At 47.1% G+C, this 17,608-nt stretch carries 18 protein-coding genes; 6 read left to right on the top strand and 12 right to left on the bottom strand.

What is annotated here, in order from left to right; all coding sequences use genetic code 11:
- Positions 1–222 precede the first annotated feature (222 nt).
- Positions 223–717 carry a Uma2 family endonuclease gene (locus tag PHH59_RS03705; protein ID WP_300011405.1) on the bottom strand — a complete coding sequence of 165 codons (495 nt, stop codon included), beginning with the start codon at positions 715–717 and terminating at the stop codon, positions 223–225.
- Positions 718–869: 152 nt separating this feature from the next.
- Here PHH59_RS03705 and queG point away from each other — a divergent pair, with 152 nt between their 5' ends.
- The 5 genes from queG (at position 870) to PHH59_RS03680 (ending at position 5,910) form a co-directional block, all read left to right on the top strand.
- Positions 870–1,937 carry a tRNA epoxyqueuosine(34) reductase QueG gene (queG, locus tag PHH59_RS03700; protein ID WP_300011402.1) on the top strand — a complete coding sequence of 356 codons (1,068 nt, stop codon included), beginning with the start codon at positions 870–872 and terminating at the stop codon, positions 1,935–1,937.
- Positions 1,938–2,117: 180 nt separating this feature from the next.
- Positions 2,118–3,539 (top strand): hypothetical protein, encoded by a 1,422-nt coding sequence (locus tag PHH59_RS03695; protein ID WP_300011399.1) that lies wholly within the window; start codon positions 2,118–2,120, stop codon positions 3,537–3,539.
- 390 nt (positions 3,540–3,929) lie between these two features.
- The gene (locus PHH59_RS03690) at positions 3,930–4,343 is read left to right on the top strand and encodes a hypothetical protein (protein WP_300011396.1); all 414 of its coding nucleotides are present in this window, start codon (positions 3,930–3,932) and stop codon (positions 4,341–4,343) included.
- A 299-nt stretch (positions 4,344–4,642) separates the two neighbouring features.
- Entirely contained in the window at positions 4,643–5,032 is a 390-nt protein-coding gene (locus PHH59_RS03685) for a hypothetical protein (protein ID WP_300011393.1), read from the top strand.
- Between the two features lie 452 nt (positions 5,033–5,484).
- The gene (locus PHH59_RS03680; protein WP_300011390.1) at positions 5,485–5,910 is read left to right on the top strand and encodes a transcriptional regulator; all 426 of its coding nucleotides are present in this window, start codon (positions 5,485–5,487) and stop codon (positions 5,908–5,910) included.
- Between the two features lie 211 nt (positions 5,911–6,121).
- Here the strand turns inward: PHH59_RS03680 and PHH59_RS03675 are convergent, their stop codons facing one another.
- Positions 6,122–7,375, bottom strand: a complete 1,254-nt coding sequence (locus tag PHH59_RS03675) for a DUF4010 domain-containing protein (RefSeq protein ID WP_300011387.1) — start codon at positions 7,373–7,375, stop codon at positions 6,122–6,124.
- Positions 7,376–7,384: 9 nt separating this feature from the next.
- Complete coding sequence (locus PHH59_RS03670; protein ID WP_300011573.1) at positions 7,385–7,600, bottom strand: VF530 family DNA-binding protein; 216 nt, start codon at positions 7,598–7,600, stop codon at positions 7,385–7,387.
- A 426-nt stretch (positions 7,601–8,026) separates the two neighbouring features.
- Here PHH59_RS03670 and PHH59_RS03665 point away from each other — a divergent pair, with 426 nt between their 5' ends.
- The gene (locus PHH59_RS03665; protein ID WP_300011384.1) at positions 8,027–8,305 is read left to right on the top strand and encodes a hypothetical protein; all 279 of its coding nucleotides are present in this window, start codon (positions 8,027–8,029) and stop codon (positions 8,303–8,305) included.
- An 82-nt stretch (positions 8,306–8,387) separates the two neighbouring features.
- On the opposite strand, the gene hemE is transcribed toward PHH59_RS03665, so the two are convergent.
- The 9 genes from hemE to PHH59_RS03620 form a co-directional block, all read right to left on the bottom strand.
- A complete protein-coding gene (gene hemE / locus PHH59_RS03660; protein ID WP_300011381.1) occupies positions 8,388–9,455 on the bottom strand; it encodes a uroporphyrinogen decarboxylase in 1,068 nt (355 codons plus the stop codon).
- A 10-nt stretch (positions 9,456–9,465) separates the two neighbouring features.
- Positions 9,466–10,284: an AAA family ATPase gene (locus tag PHH59_RS03655; protein ID WP_300011378.1), complete on the bottom strand. Its 819-nt coding sequence runs from the start codon at positions 10,282–10,284 to the stop codon at positions 9,466–9,468.
- The gene (aroB, locus tag PHH59_RS03650) at positions 10,271–11,353 is read right to left on the bottom strand and encodes a 3-dehydroquinate synthase (protein ID WP_300011376.1); all 1,083 of its coding nucleotides are present in this window, start codon (positions 11,351–11,353) and stop codon (positions 10,271–10,273) included. Before aroB ends, PHH59_RS03655 begins: the two co-directional genes overlap by 14 nt.
- Positions 11,354–11,358: 5 nt before the next feature.
- Positions 11,359–11,883, bottom strand: coding sequence for a shikimate kinase AroK (gene aroK, locus PHH59_RS03645; protein WP_300011373.1), 525 nt, complete (start codon positions 11,881–11,883; stop codon positions 11,359–11,361).
- Between the two features lie 252 nt (positions 11,884–12,135).
- Positions 12,136–14,415 carry a type IV pilus secretin PilQ gene (gene pilQ / locus PHH59_RS03640; protein ID WP_366145448.1) on the bottom strand — a complete coding sequence of 760 codons (2,280 nt, stop codon included), beginning with the start codon at positions 14,413–14,415 and terminating at the stop codon, positions 12,136–12,138.
- A gap of 72 nt (positions 14,416–14,487) precedes the next feature.
- Positions 14,488–15,066, bottom strand: coding sequence for a pilus assembly protein PilP (locus PHH59_RS03635; RefSeq protein ID WP_300011368.1), 579 nt, complete (start codon positions 15,064–15,066; stop codon positions 14,488–14,490).
- Positions 15,066–15,731, bottom strand: a complete 666-nt coding sequence (locus PHH59_RS03630) for a type 4a pilus biogenesis protein PilO (protein WP_300011365.1) — start codon at positions 15,729–15,731, stop codon at positions 15,066–15,068. The genes PHH59_RS03635 and PHH59_RS03630 overlap by 1 nt, the downstream gene beginning before the upstream one ends.
- Complete coding sequence (locus tag PHH59_RS03625) at positions 15,731–16,345, bottom strand: PilN domain-containing protein (protein WP_300011362.1); 615 nt, start codon at positions 16,343–16,345, stop codon at positions 15,731–15,733. Before PHH59_RS03625 ends, PHH59_RS03630 begins: the two co-directional genes overlap by 1 nt.
- The gene (locus PHH59_RS03620; RefSeq protein ID WP_300011359.1) at positions 16,345–17,406 is read right to left on the bottom strand and encodes a pilus assembly protein PilM; all 1,062 of its coding nucleotides are present in this window, start codon (positions 17,404–17,406) and stop codon (positions 16,345–16,347) included. The genes PHH59_RS03625 and PHH59_RS03620 overlap by 1 nt, the downstream gene beginning before the upstream one ends.
- Between the last annotated feature and the right edge of the window lie 202 nt (positions 17,407–17,608).

Raw genomic sequence — 17,608 nt, 5'->3', positions numbered from 1 at the left:
TGAAATGTTACGGACGGTAACAAACCCCGTCCTGCCCAGCGCAAGACATCAGCGGCAACCGGGCCGCCTTTTCTTTGGATACTTTCTTTTGGCGGAGCAAAAGAAAGTATCTCGCCTTCGGGTGCGAGAACCCGATTAAAAAAACGTCGCGATAGCGACTCTTCATTATTTATTTTCAAATCGTAGAAAATGTCTGCGTAACATCAGTTAATAAGCTGATAATCAAGCCATAACCTGACAACCACATTCCAACTCAATGATAACGGGCGACACCTGCCGTGTCGTCCGGTCTTTGCGGACATGCAGGACTAATAAAGTCAGCGGGTCGAAGACAATCACGTCCTTGACCCCTTGCGACAAATAAAAAGGCGGGCCAATTTCCAGGTCTTTGGCTTCATAGCCTTTGCTGACGACTTCGATGACCGCTTCGGGAATCATAGTCAGTGCAGAATCTTGTTCTTCTTCGCTGGGTTCGCGGCAAAAAATGGAAATATCAGGGCGTTTTAGGCCATTGGGGAACTGGATATACACATCGACGGCGTGGACACATCCACACTCAGTTTGATGATCACTCGATTTGGCGATACCGTTGACGATACGCTCAATATGTTTCTGGTGGCGGTAAACAGGCTGGGCTTCCCAAATATGCAAGCCATTGACAATTTCAAGACGGATGCCAAGCTCACTGGCTTGAAGCAGGATGGGCGATAAGCTCATGATAGGCTTTATACCTGTAAGTTAATATTGCTTGAGCCAAGATTATAGGGCTTCCGTAGCCTAACATTGAAATATGACATTCCAAATTTTCTTTTTGCTGGTTTTAGTCTGGTTTTAGTTAAGCCCAATAGCCTTATTTGCCCAATGCCTCTATGGATTTAACAGAAAACACCTTAAGCAGCCTTGCCAATGACATCAAACAATGGGGCCTGGAGCTAGGCTTCCAGCAAGTTGGCATTAGCGACACCGATTTGGCGGATGCGGAACAGCATCTGCACGATTGGTTAGCCAAGGACTTTCATGGGGACATGGAATATATGCAGCGGCATGGGTTAAAGCGTAGCCGTCCGGCGATGCTGCAAGAAGGTACGAAGAGCATCATTTCCGTGCGCATGGACTACTTGCCGGAAGCCCCCGCCATGCACGAAACCTTGGCTGATTCTGCCGCCGCGTATATTTCCCGCTACGCGCTGGGGCGGGATTACCACAAAGTCCTACGCAACCGTTTGCAAAAACTCGCCGACAAAATCCAAGCGCAATACGGCGAATTGGGCTACCGCGTGTTTGTAGACAGTGCGCCGGTGTTGGAAAAAGCCCTTGCCGAAAAAGCCGGTTTGGGCTGGATAGGCAAGCATTCGAATCTGATCAACCGCAAAGCCGGGTCGTGGTTTTTTCTGGGTGAGATTTACACGGATTTACCCTTACCTGCTGATACGCCAGCCAAAAACCATTGCGGCGGCTGCACGGCGTGTTTGGACATTTGCCCGACGCAGGCGATAGTCGCGCCCTATCAAGTGGATGCCCGCCGTTGTGTGTCGTATCTGACCATCGAATTGCACGGTGCTATCCCTGAAGATTTGCGCCCGTTAATTGGCAACCGCATTTACGGTTGTGATGATTGCCAATTGGTGTGTCCGTGGAATCGTTTTGCAAAATTCAGTGATGAAGCAGATTTCCACCCACGGCATAGGCTGGACACCCGGCAATTATTGGATGTGTTTGCGTGGGATGAAGCGGAATTTTTGAGCAAGACCGAAGGTTCGGCGATACGGCGGATAGGGCATGAACGTTGGTTGCGTAATATCGCCGTGGCGTTGGGCAATGCATCCGGTTCTGCCGGAATAATCGGGGTTTTAAAAAAACGCCTGGCACATCCGTCTGAATTAGTTAGGGAGCATGTGCGGTGGGCGTTGCGGCGCCATGAGGGTACGGACTTGTAGTAGCCGCTTAATCTATAGGTTATTGATATTGCGGGTAGGTCGTTTGCTATTACAAATGCTATCACAAAAATCACCTAGTTTTGCGGGCTAGAAAATCAAACTGTAATAAAACAGCTTTATCATAATCTCACGCAACATTGTGTTGCGTAATTAAGCTATTTGACTTTATCGGAGGAAAATATGAAAACCAAGTTACTTATTGGCGGGATGGCGTTGGCTGTTACCCTTTCCGCACCTGCTTTTTCTGTAGATCTTGAAATTGACAAAGGCTTTGGCGTACTTCGCGATAAGATGTTGCGTCAGCATTCCCTGCAACTTTTTGGTGTTAGGGGGACATTGGCCAGATCTTCTACTGATAGCCTAAATGCCGCTACTGCTGAAGCTGATCCTGTCGCTCTGGTTAAAACCGCCGGTTCTCTTCGTGCCACAGTCGTTTCTGCCGCCGCTAATTTGGCTCCCAACATCGACATGATGGCGTTATGGCCACAAGAAAAACCAACTCACATCATCGCCTGTAACGAACAAGGCGCATCCGATCCTGGTGTCCAACGCATACGTCTTTCAGACGGTGCCGTTGAAACTATTTTGAGCGGAACCGTTTCTTGTGATCCAGTTCAGGGTACGGCTTGGGGCACTGTCATCGTTGGTGAAGAAGCAGGCAATACGGGTACAGTCTTGGAATTGATCGATCCGTTGAACACTACCGGTGTTGTTTATGACCGTGCTGCACAAACTTTGAGCGGCACTGATGCCGGTAAAGTGGCTATTCGTCATGCCATCGGCCATTTGTCTTTCGAAGGGGTTGTTGCTTATCCTAACGGTGTCATGTACTACGGCGATGAGTTGCGTCCATCAAAAGGTGTAGCAGGCGGTGCTTATTTTAAATATATCCCGGATACCCTGTGGACTGGCGGCAAAATCTCCAGCCTTGACCAATCGCCTTTGGTTTCCGGTCAGGTTTACGGCTTGCGTGTTGGCATGAATTCTGGTCAGACTGATTACGGTCAAGGCACAAACACTGGCTTGGGCGTTTGGGTGAAGGTGGACAATTCAAACGGCGCTGATTTGCGTGCCGCCGCCGCCAATCTTAAATTGACTGGTTACTACCGTCCTGAAGACGCCAACATGGACCCTATGTCCCTCGCCAAGGGTAAAGTGCGTTTCTGCGCCAACAACACCGGCAACGAAGAAGCGGATAAATATTGGGGCGAAACTATCTGTATTACTGACGGTACTGTGAAAGAAGCTGCTGCCAATACCGCCACTCCTGAAGTCCAATTATTGGTGACTGGTACTTCAGAATTTGCCATGATGGACAATATCGCCTACCAACCAGGCCGCGGCAACTGGATCATCAATGAAGATGGTGATGCACCTGGTTTTGCAACAAATCCACATAACAATGATATTTGGACATGTTTGGAAGACGGCTATGATGTGGATACGTTATCCGATGGTTGTGTCCGTATCGTTAGCTTGAATGACCTGACAGCAGAATCTACCGGCGGTTTTTTTGATGCTGACGGTAAAAACTACTATTTCAGCGTTCAGCACAATATTACGGGTCATGGCGTTATCGTGAAACTTTCCAATTGGAAATAAGCTAGTCTGGTATAGCACTATTGGGAAACGGCGAGTTTCCCAAGGTGACAAATGAACGGGGGCGTATTGCCCCCGTTTTTTATGGTGCTTTAGTGAACCTTATGTTTGTTGGCACTGACTAGACCGCCAGTTTTTTCGCCGTTTTAAATGCCAAGAGCCAGATTCCAAATTGGCAGGTTGTCGCGTAGATTACCAAGCCTTAAGGCAACTTAATAAGGACGAAGTGTCTATTTAAAAATAATATTTTCACCAATATGTAATACCAAGTACTTCAAAATATAACAATTGACGTTTAGGGTGCTTGCTTGAGACAGGGGCAATTTGACAATTTTTTAATTCCCTTTTCTCGCAAGCTAAATACTAACCTTAATTCTTAATTTGGAGAAAGTTATGTTTTTACGAAAAAAAGTGGTCGCGATGATGTTCGCGTCTGCATTTTTAACCACAGGCGCCATGTCCTCCCTTGCTTTGGAAGTGACTTATAAACCCTACATGCAGCCAGGTGACGCGAGCGCATTCAAACTCAGCGACCTTAAAGTTATTGCCTGGCAGACGGATGAGGCGACACCCAAGGCTTCTTCTTATACAGTCGAATACGGTTTAACTCCCCGTTTAGGTAGAAAAGCAAGCGTAAAAGGCCGTGTTGTTGACGATTATTTGAGCGCAGACCCTGCGCTACCCGTGCCTCCTACTGCTTCAGGCGCGCATGTGAACTACTATGCCACATTGACTGGCTTAAAATACGACGAGACTTATTACTATCATGTTACCGGGCCGGGCCTGCCAGCAGAAGGGTTTGATTGATTGCTTACGGAATACTTTACGCCAAAAAACGCAACGCTGACGGAATAGTTGGACGCTATTTTAAGATACGAAGAAGCGGGATTCTACTATCTTGGTAGTTGTTAAGCTATTGATTATGTGGAGTAAAAAAACATGTTTTTTGACTCCAAGACGGACTCAAACAAAAATCTCTTGATACTGTTTTTAGCGTCCAACTATTCCGTAAGCAATCAGTTTGATGCTTCTTTGTGCCATTAAATGATCCGATTACTGGAGACGTGGTATCCCCACCAGCCATAGGAAAACCAGCATTATTGGATATGTTCACCGTAACCAAGCCGGTAATAGCCAATACGCTAAAGACTAAGCTGATAGCTCCTTATAACGCCAAAGCTGGAAATACCTTTAGTTATAAGCTGAGTATCGGAAACAATACCGGTTATGCGCTTAACGGCACACAAGCCGTATTGACATTACCAGAACATGCTGAATTGGTTAGCAAACTGGGTGATGCTGCCGTCCAGGTCGGTAAGACGGTCATCATTACCCTGGGAAGATTGGATACTGATGCAGTCCGCAATGTTCAAGTCGACGTGAAAATTCCTGCCATACCTAACGGCAATGCTAAAGTTGCAGCATCCGCTCTGATTCGGTCTGCGACAGCAATGCCTGTCAGTTCGAATCAGGTTTTGACTAAAATCAGCAATTAGTTGATTAAAGTTGGTTGAAAAAGCCCCCTATCATTCGCGAATGATAGGGGGCTTTCTTGGTTCTTATCGTCCCAACTTCAACAACGCCCGCCTTCATTCAGGATTGCATTTATCCTCATGCAAACCGCCTTTAGTTTCAGCCACGGCGCGTAAGGTTCCTGTGGCGCAATCCCAGAGTTTTCAGGCTTGCTCTTCGGCTGGGGCGATGCCGATAAAATCATCGCCATAAACTTCATGCTTTGGCACGGGCTAAAACGCAGGAGCAGGGAAGGTAGCTAAAAACAGGGTTTGCTTATCGTTTTTAAGAACAGCCCTGTCTATTTTTTTTGATATTGCCAGCCTCACGCGGTATCCTAAACAGAGCGGGGTATTAGTTGATTTTACCGCGCATCTCCGCCATATCCCTCTTGTCCGTCAGGAGGGCCAACATCTGCTTTGCTTAGGCCCTTAACATGACTGATTGGACTATAAACCGGGAGGCACAACTTGCCTATTCCTACGAACGTTTCGCACAAGCCAAGGTTTTTGTGTTCCGTAAATGGTGCGAACAAGCCGCCGAGCGTGGAGCCATTATGCCAACTGATTTGTCAGGATCCTGCAAGTATGGAAGCCTGTTTATGAACCAGATATTCGGCGGGTCGATCTGCGGTCATTATGAACATCAATATAATCTTATCGGCGGGCGTATCGTCGACCTCAGCCACGATGCCATTGATGTCGGAAGGATCAGAAATCCTTATCTCCATGAACCTGATTATTTTGCCATCCCAGAAAAACAGGCCTCGTTGAATGGTTGCCTGCCGCGCATCGAACGCTGGGTTAGCCAATTCTTGGAAGAAATCGAAAGTTCCGATATGTCATCCCCACCTGAAAGCTGATCGATTGAGATCGGATTTACCCATAGGGCACAAGCGCTACCGCTACCAACAGTAGGCGCATTAGGCGACCCCATACGCATCAACTTAAGGAAAAACATCAGCCATATCGAAGTTGGAAAAACCCGTAATCCGCTTCGCTCCTTACGGGCTACTCGCTGACAGGTTTTGATCCGCGAATTTATTCTATGCACATTCCTTAGTGTGGCTATGGCTAAAAATATCCCAAGCTGAATACCGCGCCCATCCATGCCGCAAGTATGACCAGGATCAGCCCAGGGATGACCGCCATGATGAACCTTCGGTCTCCGCTGAGGAGGGCAAGCGTTATTTTCGTGATGGTGTTCGTTGTCAGGCCGGCAAGTATGGGCAACACCGCTTCGTTAGCGTTGATTTTTCCGGCGGCTACGAGGGACGCGACCGCGACCGCTGCGGAATGGGTGTCGGCAAATCCGGCAACCGCTGCGGCGGCAATGACGCCTTCTTTGCCCAAGTATTGCTCCAGGGCGGCGGAGAGCAACATGACCGTTGAAACGGTCACCGCGAAGACCAATGCTGTTTTAAGGCTGAATGGCCGTCCCAAGTCAACGGTTTCCAGGACATTTTCACGCAGTGCCCTTCGGGTGAAGACCGCGCCATAGACCATTGCGGTGACGCCGGCGAAGGCTAGCGGAAGCCAAAGTGCCAAGAAGGTGGATTGATTGGTGGCTTCCAGGATCAGCGTCATTTGGATGACGGTCGCCACGGTGGATAAAACTGCGCCGGCTACGGCGCCTGCCAAGAGTTTTGGATCCAATGCCGCCCTGGCGCCCATTGAGCTGATGGTCGCGGCACTCGACACAAAGCCGGAGGTGAGTCCCGTGATGGGCAGGCCGATACGCGGCCCCATGACGCGTAGCGAGATGTAGCCGGTGGTGCTGATGGCCATGATGAGGATGGCAATTATCCAGATCGTCCGTAGGTTCAAGGCATTGAAAGGCCCGATGTAGTGGTTGGGGGCCAGGGGCAGCAGCACCAGGGCCGCTGCGGCGAGAATCAGCGTGTCGTTGAGTTCGGCCTCGCTAAGGACGGTGCTGACGAAACGGTGGAGATAAGTCCGTGCGTTCAGCAAGATAGTCAAAATAACAGCCAGGGCTGATGACATGGCGGGTTCGCGTATCGCCAGGCCGCCGAGCAGCAGTGTGAGCAGCAATGCGGCATCGGTCGTCAAACCGGGATCTTGCTCTTGGTTGCGGCTATAAGCCATCGCGGAGAGCCCCGCAATCGCCAATGCCATCACGGCAAGCAGCATAGAGCCGCCCAGCGTCAAACTCACCGCACCCAGCAGGGAAACCGTGGCGAAGGTGCGGATGCCCGACGGTGCACGGCTAGCCCCCATTCCTTTGTGCCGTTCGCGTTCGGTGCCGATGAGTAGGCCGATGCCTAGCGCCGTGCCATAACCCAGGATTGTTTCATCTGTTAGCAGCATCAGGCCCACCTAAATCCGCGTGTCATGTCCTGTCCCACGCGGCATGTCACAATAAAGCCCCTCCACTTTTTCACGCGCCCACGGCGTTTTACGCAAGAATTTTAGGCTGGAGGAAATGCTGGGTTCACTGCTGAAGCAGCGTATGGGTATGTGTCCCGCCAATTCAACCCAGCCATAATGCGCCACCAATTCCGTGACGATGGTCTCCAAGGTGATGCCGTGCAAAGGATTGTTGCGTTGTGTAGCCGATGCAACAGGAGCTTGCCCGGATGGGGTGGTGGATGCGTCGGGAAGGATTGACGTAGTTGGGGTAGTTGGATTCATGGGTGATTTTGTTTAGGAATGGGTTTGAAGAAAAGCCTTGGCATTGGTTAAGCGAAACAGGGTCGGGGTTAGGTCGGGTGGAATAAGCCGTTCTGCACGACAGATTATGGGGGATAATCGAAAGTGAAGCTATCGGGCAGGAGAACATTTCCGCTATTGTGAAACGTCCGCCCAGTGCGCGAGCCGGAACGTTTTCAGTGCCTATGGTTTTAGTGACATAAAGCAAGCCATCTAAAGGCAGATACAAGATTTCACGCAAACTGGCCACAATCGCGTTAGGGTGGTGTGTAAGGTAACCGTTTCCTGCATGTCGCCAATGATTTCGAATTGCTGATCCGCACCTTTTTAGACACTATTATGGTGAGGATTCCGATACCGGGGTATTTGCAATACATCGAAGGTGGTGCCAATACCCAGCGGGTCAGAAACCAGGACATCCAACGCCACGTCCGCTACCTGCGCTGGAAATATGACCAGCGTATCCACGACCGTTTTTTAACCTTAGGGCTAAATGATTGGGTTTGGGTTGAGGAAGGTGGTTATTCCGATTTAGATAGGCCCAATCCACAGGAAGAACCCGTGGCCTCGGTCATCGCCAAGATATAAGTTGTGCAGGAAATGACTTTGCGGCCTATTTTGGGCAGTGTGTTGAAGGGTTCATGTAGGGAAAGACCCATTTTGCGCCGATTTATGCCTGATGATAAGCCGGACTGAACTTATGCACTGCATCCACCATTGCCTTGACATGGTCCGGGTTAATATCAGGCAAAATACCATGTCCGAGATTGAACACATGCCCGGAGCCAGCACCGTATTTTGCCAATACGGTTTTGACCTTTTCTTGGATGATTTCCGGTTTGGCATATAAAGCGACCGGATCCATATTGCCTTGCAGGGCGGCTTTATTGCCGACCCTAACGCGGGCTTGCTGGATGTCGGTTTGCCAATCCAAACCTAAGGCATCGTAGCCCGCATCGCTCATTGCTTCCAGCCACAAACCGCCACCTTTGGTGAACAAGATGGTGGGGATGGTTTGCCCGTCCACTTCGGTTTTCAGCAAGACCCTGACTTGTTTGGCGTAGCGCAGGGAGAACTCCAGATAATCTTCGCTGCTTAACATGCCTCCCCAGGTGTCAAACAACATGACCGCCTGTGCACCGGCATCAATTTGGGCATTTAGATAAACGGCGACGGATTGGGCGAGTTTGTCGAGCATCAAATGCATCAAGGCGGGTTGTTCGTACATCAGGCTTTTGACTTTTTGAAAGCTTTTGCTGCCGCCGCCTTCGACCATGTAAGTCGCCAATGTCCAAGGGCTGCCAGAAAATCCAATCAGCGGTACGTTATTTTGCAAGTTTTTGCGGATTAACGCCACGGCGTCAATGACATAACGCAATTCGGCAGTGGGTTCAGGGATGGGCAATTTGTGGATATCGGCGGCAGTGCGGACTGGACGGGTGAACTTGGGGCCTTCGCCTTCGGTGAAGTGTAAGCCCAGACCCATTGCATCGGGTATGGTCAAAATGTCCGAAAACAAAATTGCCGCGTCAAAGGCAAAGCGGCGCAAGGGTTGCAGGGTCACTTCACAGGCCAATTCAGGGTTGGTGCAAAGATTCATGAAACTGCCCGCCTGTTCACGCACTTGCCGGTATTCTGGTAAATATCGTCCGGCCTGACGCATCATCCATACGGGTGTCCGGTCTATAGGCTGTTTTAACAGGGCTTTGATAAATATATCGTTTTTTAAGAGTGTCATGTTCAGTGCATTAGGGGTTGGTCTGGTTATGTCCAATAAATTGGCTAAAGATCGTTGTTATCTGGCTACGCCATTGGATGCCCAGTGTTAATGTGACCAGTAAAATGACAGCGGCAATCAATATAGGAAGTGTACGGTCTTTTTTTTGGGTATGGGCGATATAGGGCAAGTTGGCGATTATATTGCCTGGCACCCCATGGGTTTTAAGGTACATGCTTGATGCAACGGTGTCGTTTAGTCCGGTGTTTGAAATACGTCCACCGGGCTTGCTTGCCAAGAGTTGGAGGAATTCCCCGCACTGTTTTTCAGATAAGGCGGGTATTTCGATGACATAGCATTCATTAACCAGGCTGTCAGAATGGTTTTTTAGATACAGCTCATCAGGTGTTAAAGCAAAAACAATCCGTAATTGATTCTTTCCAGTGCTGTATTGGATGATTGACGTGATTAGGCCTGGTGTTAAAAAACCTGCTTCATCGATAAGCAGAACGGTTTTTTTGTTGGCGGTGGCGGCCGCTTTGGTAACGGTCGTTGTTGCTTGTTGTTGGATGGTTTGTTGCAGGGCTTCCATGTCAAGCTCAGGCGTTCCTGATATGGCACAGCATTGCCATGATGCCGACGGATGTTCCTGCAAGGCATTAAGCAGGGTTGATTTACCTATGCCTTTAGGCCCGCATACCACAATAGACGAGCTGAGATGGTTGATCAGGTGTATCAATAAGTCAAGTTTTTCAGTTCGTTCTAAGGTTATCAAAGAATAATGGTCTGGATAAGTTGAGTCCCTTTTCGATAACTTTAGCTGTTCGTTAAAGTTATCACTGTCTACCATAGTTTTTTAAGGTCAGCTCAAGTAATTCCGGGTCGATATAGTTAGGAAGTGTTGCCTGGCCGATTTTATTCAATAAAATCAGGCGGATTTTTCCATCGACATTTTTTTTGTCAACGGCCATCAAATCCAGGAAACGTTCGGTATCTAATTGTGCGGGTGGGGTGACGGGTAAATTTGCTTTGGTAAATAATGTGATAATGCGCTTGACATCGCCATCGTTCAAATAGCCTTTTCTTCTGGAAAGGTCGGCGGCCTGGCAAGTGCCAATGGCGACGGCTTCACCATGCAGATAAGTGCCATAACCCGTGCCGGTTTCTATCGCATGTCCAAAAGTATGGCCTAAATTTAAGGTCGCACGGACTCCGGTTTCAGTTTCATCCTCGGCAACAATGGCAGCTTTGTTTAAGCAGGATTGCTCAATCGCATAAGCCAAGGCCGCTTTGTCGCGGGCCAGTAACAACGCGATATTTTGTTCCAGCCATTCAAAAAATTGATAGTCCCGGATTAATCCGTATTTGATGACTTCAGCCAGTCCGGCGGACAGTTCGCGGTTATCGAGTGTATCTAGGACATCGGCATCGGCGATGACACATTGGGGCTGGTAAAAGGCCCCCAGCATATTTTTACCGAGTGGGTGGTTGACGCCGGTTTTACCGCCCACGGAAGAATCTACCTGTGCCAATAAAGTCGTGGGAATTTGTAAAAAAGGTATGCCCCGTTGGTAGCAGGCGGCGGCAAACCCGCCCATATCACCAATAACGCCTCCACCGAGGGCGATTAAGGTGGCATTGCGGCTGAATTTGCAGGCCAGCAATTTATCAAAGATGTGGTTTAAAAATTCAAGGTTTTTATATTGTTCGCCATCTGGCAAGATGGTTTGTTCAACATGGTAATCCGCCAGATGTTTTAGTACGGTGTCGAGATACAACGGGGCAATGGTGGTGTTGGTCACCACCATGACTTGTTTGGATTTGATATGTTTTGTTAAGATTTCCGCTTGTTGTAACAAACCGGAACCTATATAAATCGGGTAACTGCGCTCACCTAATTCAACAAGTAGATTTTTCATCAATATTAGTGGTTTATGGCGCGGTAGGCGGCGAGGATTTGCTCAACAACTTCTTTGCTTTGCATGATCCCGGTGTCAATTTTAAAATCGGCACAGGCCAAGTACAGCGGTTCGCGCTGGATGAATAAAGACTCTATGCGTTCCTTGGGGTTTTCTGCCCTTAACAAAGGCCGTTGGGTATCACGGCGGGTACGTTCCAGTATCCGTTCTACTGAACACTGTAAATAGACGATGAAGCCATTTTTGATGAGCAGGTTACGGTTTTCCTCACGGAGAATGACGCCGCCGCCAGTTGCTAGCACGATGCCTTGCATTTTTGTCAATTCTTGCAACATTTTTTGCTCACGATCCCGAAATCCTTCTTCGCCTTCAAATTCGAAAATGGTCGGGATATCTACGCCAGTCCGTTCTTCAATGGCCTTGTCACTATCATAAAAAGGCACTGCCAAAGCTTTGGCCAATTGCCGGCCTATTGTTGTTTTTCCTGCACCCATAAGGCCAACTAAATATATGTTTTCTGATTTTGTCATCAAAATACCTTGCTGGTCTGATTTCCCCAAATCTGGGAATAATTAATGAAAGTATTGTATTAATCGTTCTTTTAGTTTTCGCATATTGACTCTCCCAGTACCCGGTTATAACAAGGTTTACAGGCTTTATTCCATGCAAGAACTTATGCGACGATTAATATAAACGGATTATCAGGACTGAGCCTTTCAATACTTGTTGATAAAATAAAAAAGGGGGGCATTATGCCCCCTTTTGACAGTGACGGGAAGCGGTCAATTAGGTGTTATGTCATCTTTCATCACTTTTGGCGTGACAAAAATCAACAATTCCTTTTTCTCATCCGTATTCTCTGTGCGTTTGAACAAAAATCCAATACCTGGCAAATCAGCAAAGAACGGGACTTTGTTGAGGATATTGTTATTAGTGCCTTCAAAAATCCCCCCCAAGACGACGGTTTCACCATCGTTGACACGCACCATAGTCCTGATGTTGCGGGTATCAATACTCGGTACGCCAGCAGTGACCGCTCCTACAGCATCTTTGGTGATGAACAAGTCCATGATGATACTGCCGTTCGGTGTGATTTGCGGGGTTACATCAAGCTGCAACACGGCATCAACGAATTGGATATTGACGCCGGTATTGGCACTTGAGGTTTGGTAAGGGATCTGCACCCCTTGTTTGATGTTGGCCTGGCAACGGTCGGAGGTCATCACCCTGGGATTGGAAATCAGTTCGCCCCGGTTTTCATCTTGTAAGGCAGATAATTCAAGATTAAGGACATAGTCAGCACCGCGCACCAAGGTCATGCCTAATGCGCCATAAGGAGTTGACGATGTACCAAGGTCAACCAATTGGTCAGATATGGTACCGATATTGCCATTGGAGTCAGGCAGTGCGTTTGCGTTGCTCTTAGTTCCGCGACCGCCTAGGGCAAAGCTACTGTTATCACCAAGATTAACCTGTTTGGTGGTGCCAAACTTGACTCCTAATTCCCTGGCAAAAGTATTGGTGGCGACCACAATTCTTGATTCAATCATCACCTGCCGTACAGTCACGTCAAGTTTGCGGATCAGTTTTTTGACTTCTTCAAGGCGTTTTGCCGTTTCACGGACTATCAAGGTGTTGGTTCTGGCATCGACAACCGCGGAACCACGTTCTGAAAGCAGTTTATATTTGTCATCAGTAGCACCGCTTGAACCACCTTGGCCCTGGCCTCCTGAGCGTTGGCCTTGGCTAGGGTTAAAGCTTTGTTGGCTTTGACCTTGGCCACTTTGCGATGAATTTCCGCCCCCGCTAGTCGCTGAACTACCTACACGTTGTCTGACACTGCAATTACCAAACTGACCAGTATCCATTCCGTACAGTAGATTTCTAAAACCTTCAGCTTTTGCGTAATTGATTTGAATATATTCAGTAACCAATGGATCGAGTTGCTCGACTACCGCTTCGGTTTCCTTTTGTTTTTTCTTGTAGTCTTTAATTTTGTCCAATGGTGAAATCAGCGTGACGTTACCGGTTTCATATTTTCCCAATTCTTTGGTCATCATAACGAAGTCCAAGGCTTCATCCCAAGGGACATCGTCCAATTTTATCGTGATTGTACCGGTGACATCATCGCCTGCCACCACGTTTTGTCCGGTAAATTCGGCTAATATCGCTATGACACTACGGACTTCAATTTCTTGGAAATTTAAGGTTAAGCGTTCGCCAGCGTATTTGACACGGGATTTTTCCAGCACCTCTTTTTCTTCATTGCTTAAGGGGCGGAATTCAACGGTCAACAGGCCTTCAGATTGCAACAGCGAGTAATCATATAGATTATTCTGCATGACGACCGTCATGGTCGTTTCCTGGTTTTTTGAAACCGTATCAATAAATTTGACTGGTGTGGCAAATTCGGACACGTCCAAGCGTTTCGCCATATTCTCATTAAGCTGGGTATTGACAAAGCTGACGATGACTTTACCACCTTCTTCTTTCGTATTGACGATGGTGTTCGGATTGGCCAAAGAAATCAAAATGCGCCCTTCGCCTTTTTCGCCGCGCTTGAAATCAAAACCGCTGATGGTTTGTTGCGGCATTAGGCTGGCTATTGCCGAATTACCCAAGGGCCTGGTCGATGAAGGCCGTGTGGACGAGGTTTTGGATTTGACCGGATTATAATTTGCAGGTAACGCAGAGCGGCTTCTGCTTAAGGTCAGGTAGACTTTGTCGCCAACTACTTTGGTTTCAAAGGGGGCCGATTCGATGAGATTCAGGACGACTCGAACCCTATCCGCCGCTTCGGCGATATAGATATTGGTGGCGATACCTTGGTTGATGGGAAATATTTTTTTACCCAAGCCATTTTTGACCCCAGGAAAATCCAAGGCGATACGGGCTGGATTATCGGTTTTGAAGACTTTTGGGGTGATGGCGGCCTGGCTCATATCCAGGCGTATCTGTAATTTATCACCTGCCAGCGTGGAAATATCCAAGCCGGAGATTGTAGGATCACCAGCATTAACCGGGGTGACTTGAAAGATACATAGCAATAAACCTACGCTCATAAGAGCATATAAAGACTGCTCCATTTTTAACATTATGCTACTTTGTTTGTTTTTCATTCTGTGTCCCCAAAATCACTGTGTCAACGCTAAGTAAGATTGTTGCTCTCGCCATGTCCCAGGCTTGTCAGGCACTATTTCCAATAACTCAATTTTTTCAGTGCTTATCCGTATGATTTCTCCAAAATTCTTGCCCATATAATTCCCTACTTGAACGCGGTGTATAGTCTTGTCACTGGCTTTCACCAATCCCCATAATTTTGATTTCATTACGATAGTCCCTGCCATTTTTAAACCGTCCAATGGAAAGGCTTCCAGTTCTTCCTTACGTCGGGTGAAATCAGGTTTTAGTCCATTACCTACAGTCATACCCCCGCCTTGATATGTTTCGGGTTCTTCCAATGGCTTAAACGGGTCGCGCAGGGTATCTACCGGGAATACAAAGGGATCTACCATGTTAATTTCCGGCAATTTTTCAATAGCACTTTTGGGTCTTGCCTTAACTTCCTCGATGTATTTTTTTAAATCGACTATATCATTGCTGCCACAGCCCGATAGTAAACTGCTTGATATTAACAATAAGAATAAAACTGGATTGTTTGGTGGATTTGCCAGTTTGCGGCAAGTGCAAGGTAATTCATTTCGCGTCATCATTACTTGTTACCTCTTTTTTTACTCGCCGCCGTTTTTGTCGGTGCCGCCGATTCGGTGCTTTCGTTATAGGTTTTTACCGTTACTTTCATCAGCATATCACCTGTTTTAAGCACTTTGTTGTCCTTTGTAATTTTGCTGTCCTTTTCCTTGTCTTTAGGCAGAATGCTAACATCGTGTACGGTGACTATCCTTGGTAAGGAAGCTAGGCCGCTGATAAACAAACCGAGTTCCTGATATTTGCCAATGACTTCGATATTGATAGGCAATTCGGCATAAAAGTCTTTGTTAATGGCCGGGCTGGGTTTGAACAACCTGATTTCCAAACCGCTGGCTAACGCCGTTTGGGAAATGTCGGTCAGTAAGCTTGCCACTTCTTCTTTAGTAGGCATCTGCTGGATCATTTCATACAGTTCTGCTTCAATTTGCATTAACTGCTCTTGGTAGTCTGCAAGATTGACGGCCTTTTTTTGCTTGGCTTCAAAACTGTTTTTCAATTCCAGCTCTTTTTGTTCCGCCGCATTTAATGTTTTAACTTGGTCGGCAGTATCAAAATAAACCCCTAAACCAAGGACTGTGGCACTCACAATAAAAATGGCGGCGGCTTTTACAGGCCACGGCCACTGTCCCGCTGCATTAAAATCCCAATTAATTTCAGACAGATTCATTATTTGCCTCTCTTTGGTGCCGCTGAAGCCTTGGTTATATTGTCTTCAGGCTTTTTTAGTGGGTCGACGGCTTTTTTTCCTTGTTTAGCATGTAAGGTAAAGTCGCTTAAGAGATCAAGGTTGGCCTTATCGGGTACTTTGATGATGTTTAAAGAGGGGGAATTTAACCATTGGGAAGCTTCAATGTTTCTCATCATCGCAGAAACCCGTGCGTTAGATTGGGATTTTCCTTCAAAAGCCAAATCTGTTCCCAGTTGGGTAAATTTGGTAAGGAAGACTCCATCCGGTGTGATTTTTGGGATTTCATCAAATAAATGCACAATTTCAGGGCGGCTTTCCTGAAGTTTTTGCAACAGGTCAATTTTCGCCAAAAGTTTGCTTTTCTTTTCCTCAATACTGTTAATATCGGTGATTTTTTTATCAAGCAACGCTATTTCGTCTTGTAATAATTTATTTCTGCGCTCTTGATAAGACTTTAAGCCTTCGTAATAGGAGTGGATGATACCTAGGATCATTATCGAAACGAGGGCACCCAGAGCCAGAGAATTTAAAAAATCCTGCTTTTTTTGCTTGCGCAGCTCTTCTCGCCAAGGCAGCAGGTTGATTTTTGCCATTAGTCAAAACTCCTTAATGCCAAACCGCAGGCAGTCATCATTGACGGTGCATCGTTGCTCAAGGTTTGAGGCTTTACTTTATTGGATAACTTCATATTCACAAAGGGATTGGCGATGTAAACAGGGATACCTAAATTTTTTTCAATCAATTGGTCTACACCCTGTATTGAGGCACAGCCCCCCGCCAATATCATCCTATCGATGCTTCGGTTCGCGCTCGAAGAGACAAAGAATTGCAATGAACGTTGGATTTGTTGGACTATCGCCCTTTTGAACGGATCCAGCACATCGGTGGTGTAATTGTCTGGTAAGCCGCCATGCCTTTTAGCCAAGCCCGCTTCTTCGTAAGATAGCCCGTAACGGCGTTGAATTTCTTCAGTCAATTGTTTGCCACCAAAACCTTGTTCCCGTGTATAGATGTTACGGCTATTATGAAGGACATTGAGCGTTGTTATCGTGGCGCCTATGTCAGCAATTGCGACGGTTTGCCCGTCTACTGAATCGGCAAATTGCTCGGCAAGCAGGGAAAAGGCATTTTCCATTGCGAAAGCTTCAACATCGACGATTTTAGTTTTTAAACCGGCTTTTGCTAAGGCTTCGACACGGTTTTCGACATTTCCCCGTCTAGACGCGGCAAGCAGCACATCAACCATTTCGGGGTTGTTTTCATTGAAGCCTTGTACTTCAAAATCAAAATTGACCTCATCAAGCGAATAGGGCACATATTGATCGGCTTCGATCATAATTTGCTCCTCCATTTCATCTTCGCTTAAAGACGCATCCATAGTGATAATTTTCGTCATGACTGAAGATCCGGCCACGGCAACTGTTGCCTGTTTTAATTTGGTGCCGGATTGTTTCAAAGCGATTTTGATGGTGTCCGCAATCATGTTGACATTGGCAACATTCTTATCAATAACAGCATCTTTTGGCAGGGGGGCGACGGCGTAGCTTTCAACCCGGTAACGGATACCCAAACGGCTTAACTCCAGCATTTTTACTGCAGCCGTACTGATATCAATACTCAGAACGGTGTTCTGTTTATGACTAAACAATCCCATAACTTATCCTTAAAAACATGACCATTAATGTGATCCATAGATGACACCTCTGTTTGCACAACAACATTCACCTGTTTTGATTTGCTTTTAGCGCGACCACAAAATAACAACTCAAAAAAGTATAGTAGCCTTTTCAAGAGATGCATAAAAAATAATGCGATTGACTTCGGAGTATTAAGAAAACTGACTACAACTATTTAAC

It is taken from the genome of Methylovulum sp. (assembly GCF_028687615.1).
In the GTDB taxonomy this organism is placed as follows: Bacteria; Pseudomonadota; Gammaproteobacteria; order Methylococcales; family Methylomonadaceae; genus Methylovulum.
The sequence above is the reverse complement of the archived record's forward strand: the minus strand, read 5'-3'. Positions and strand labels throughout refer to the sequence as shown.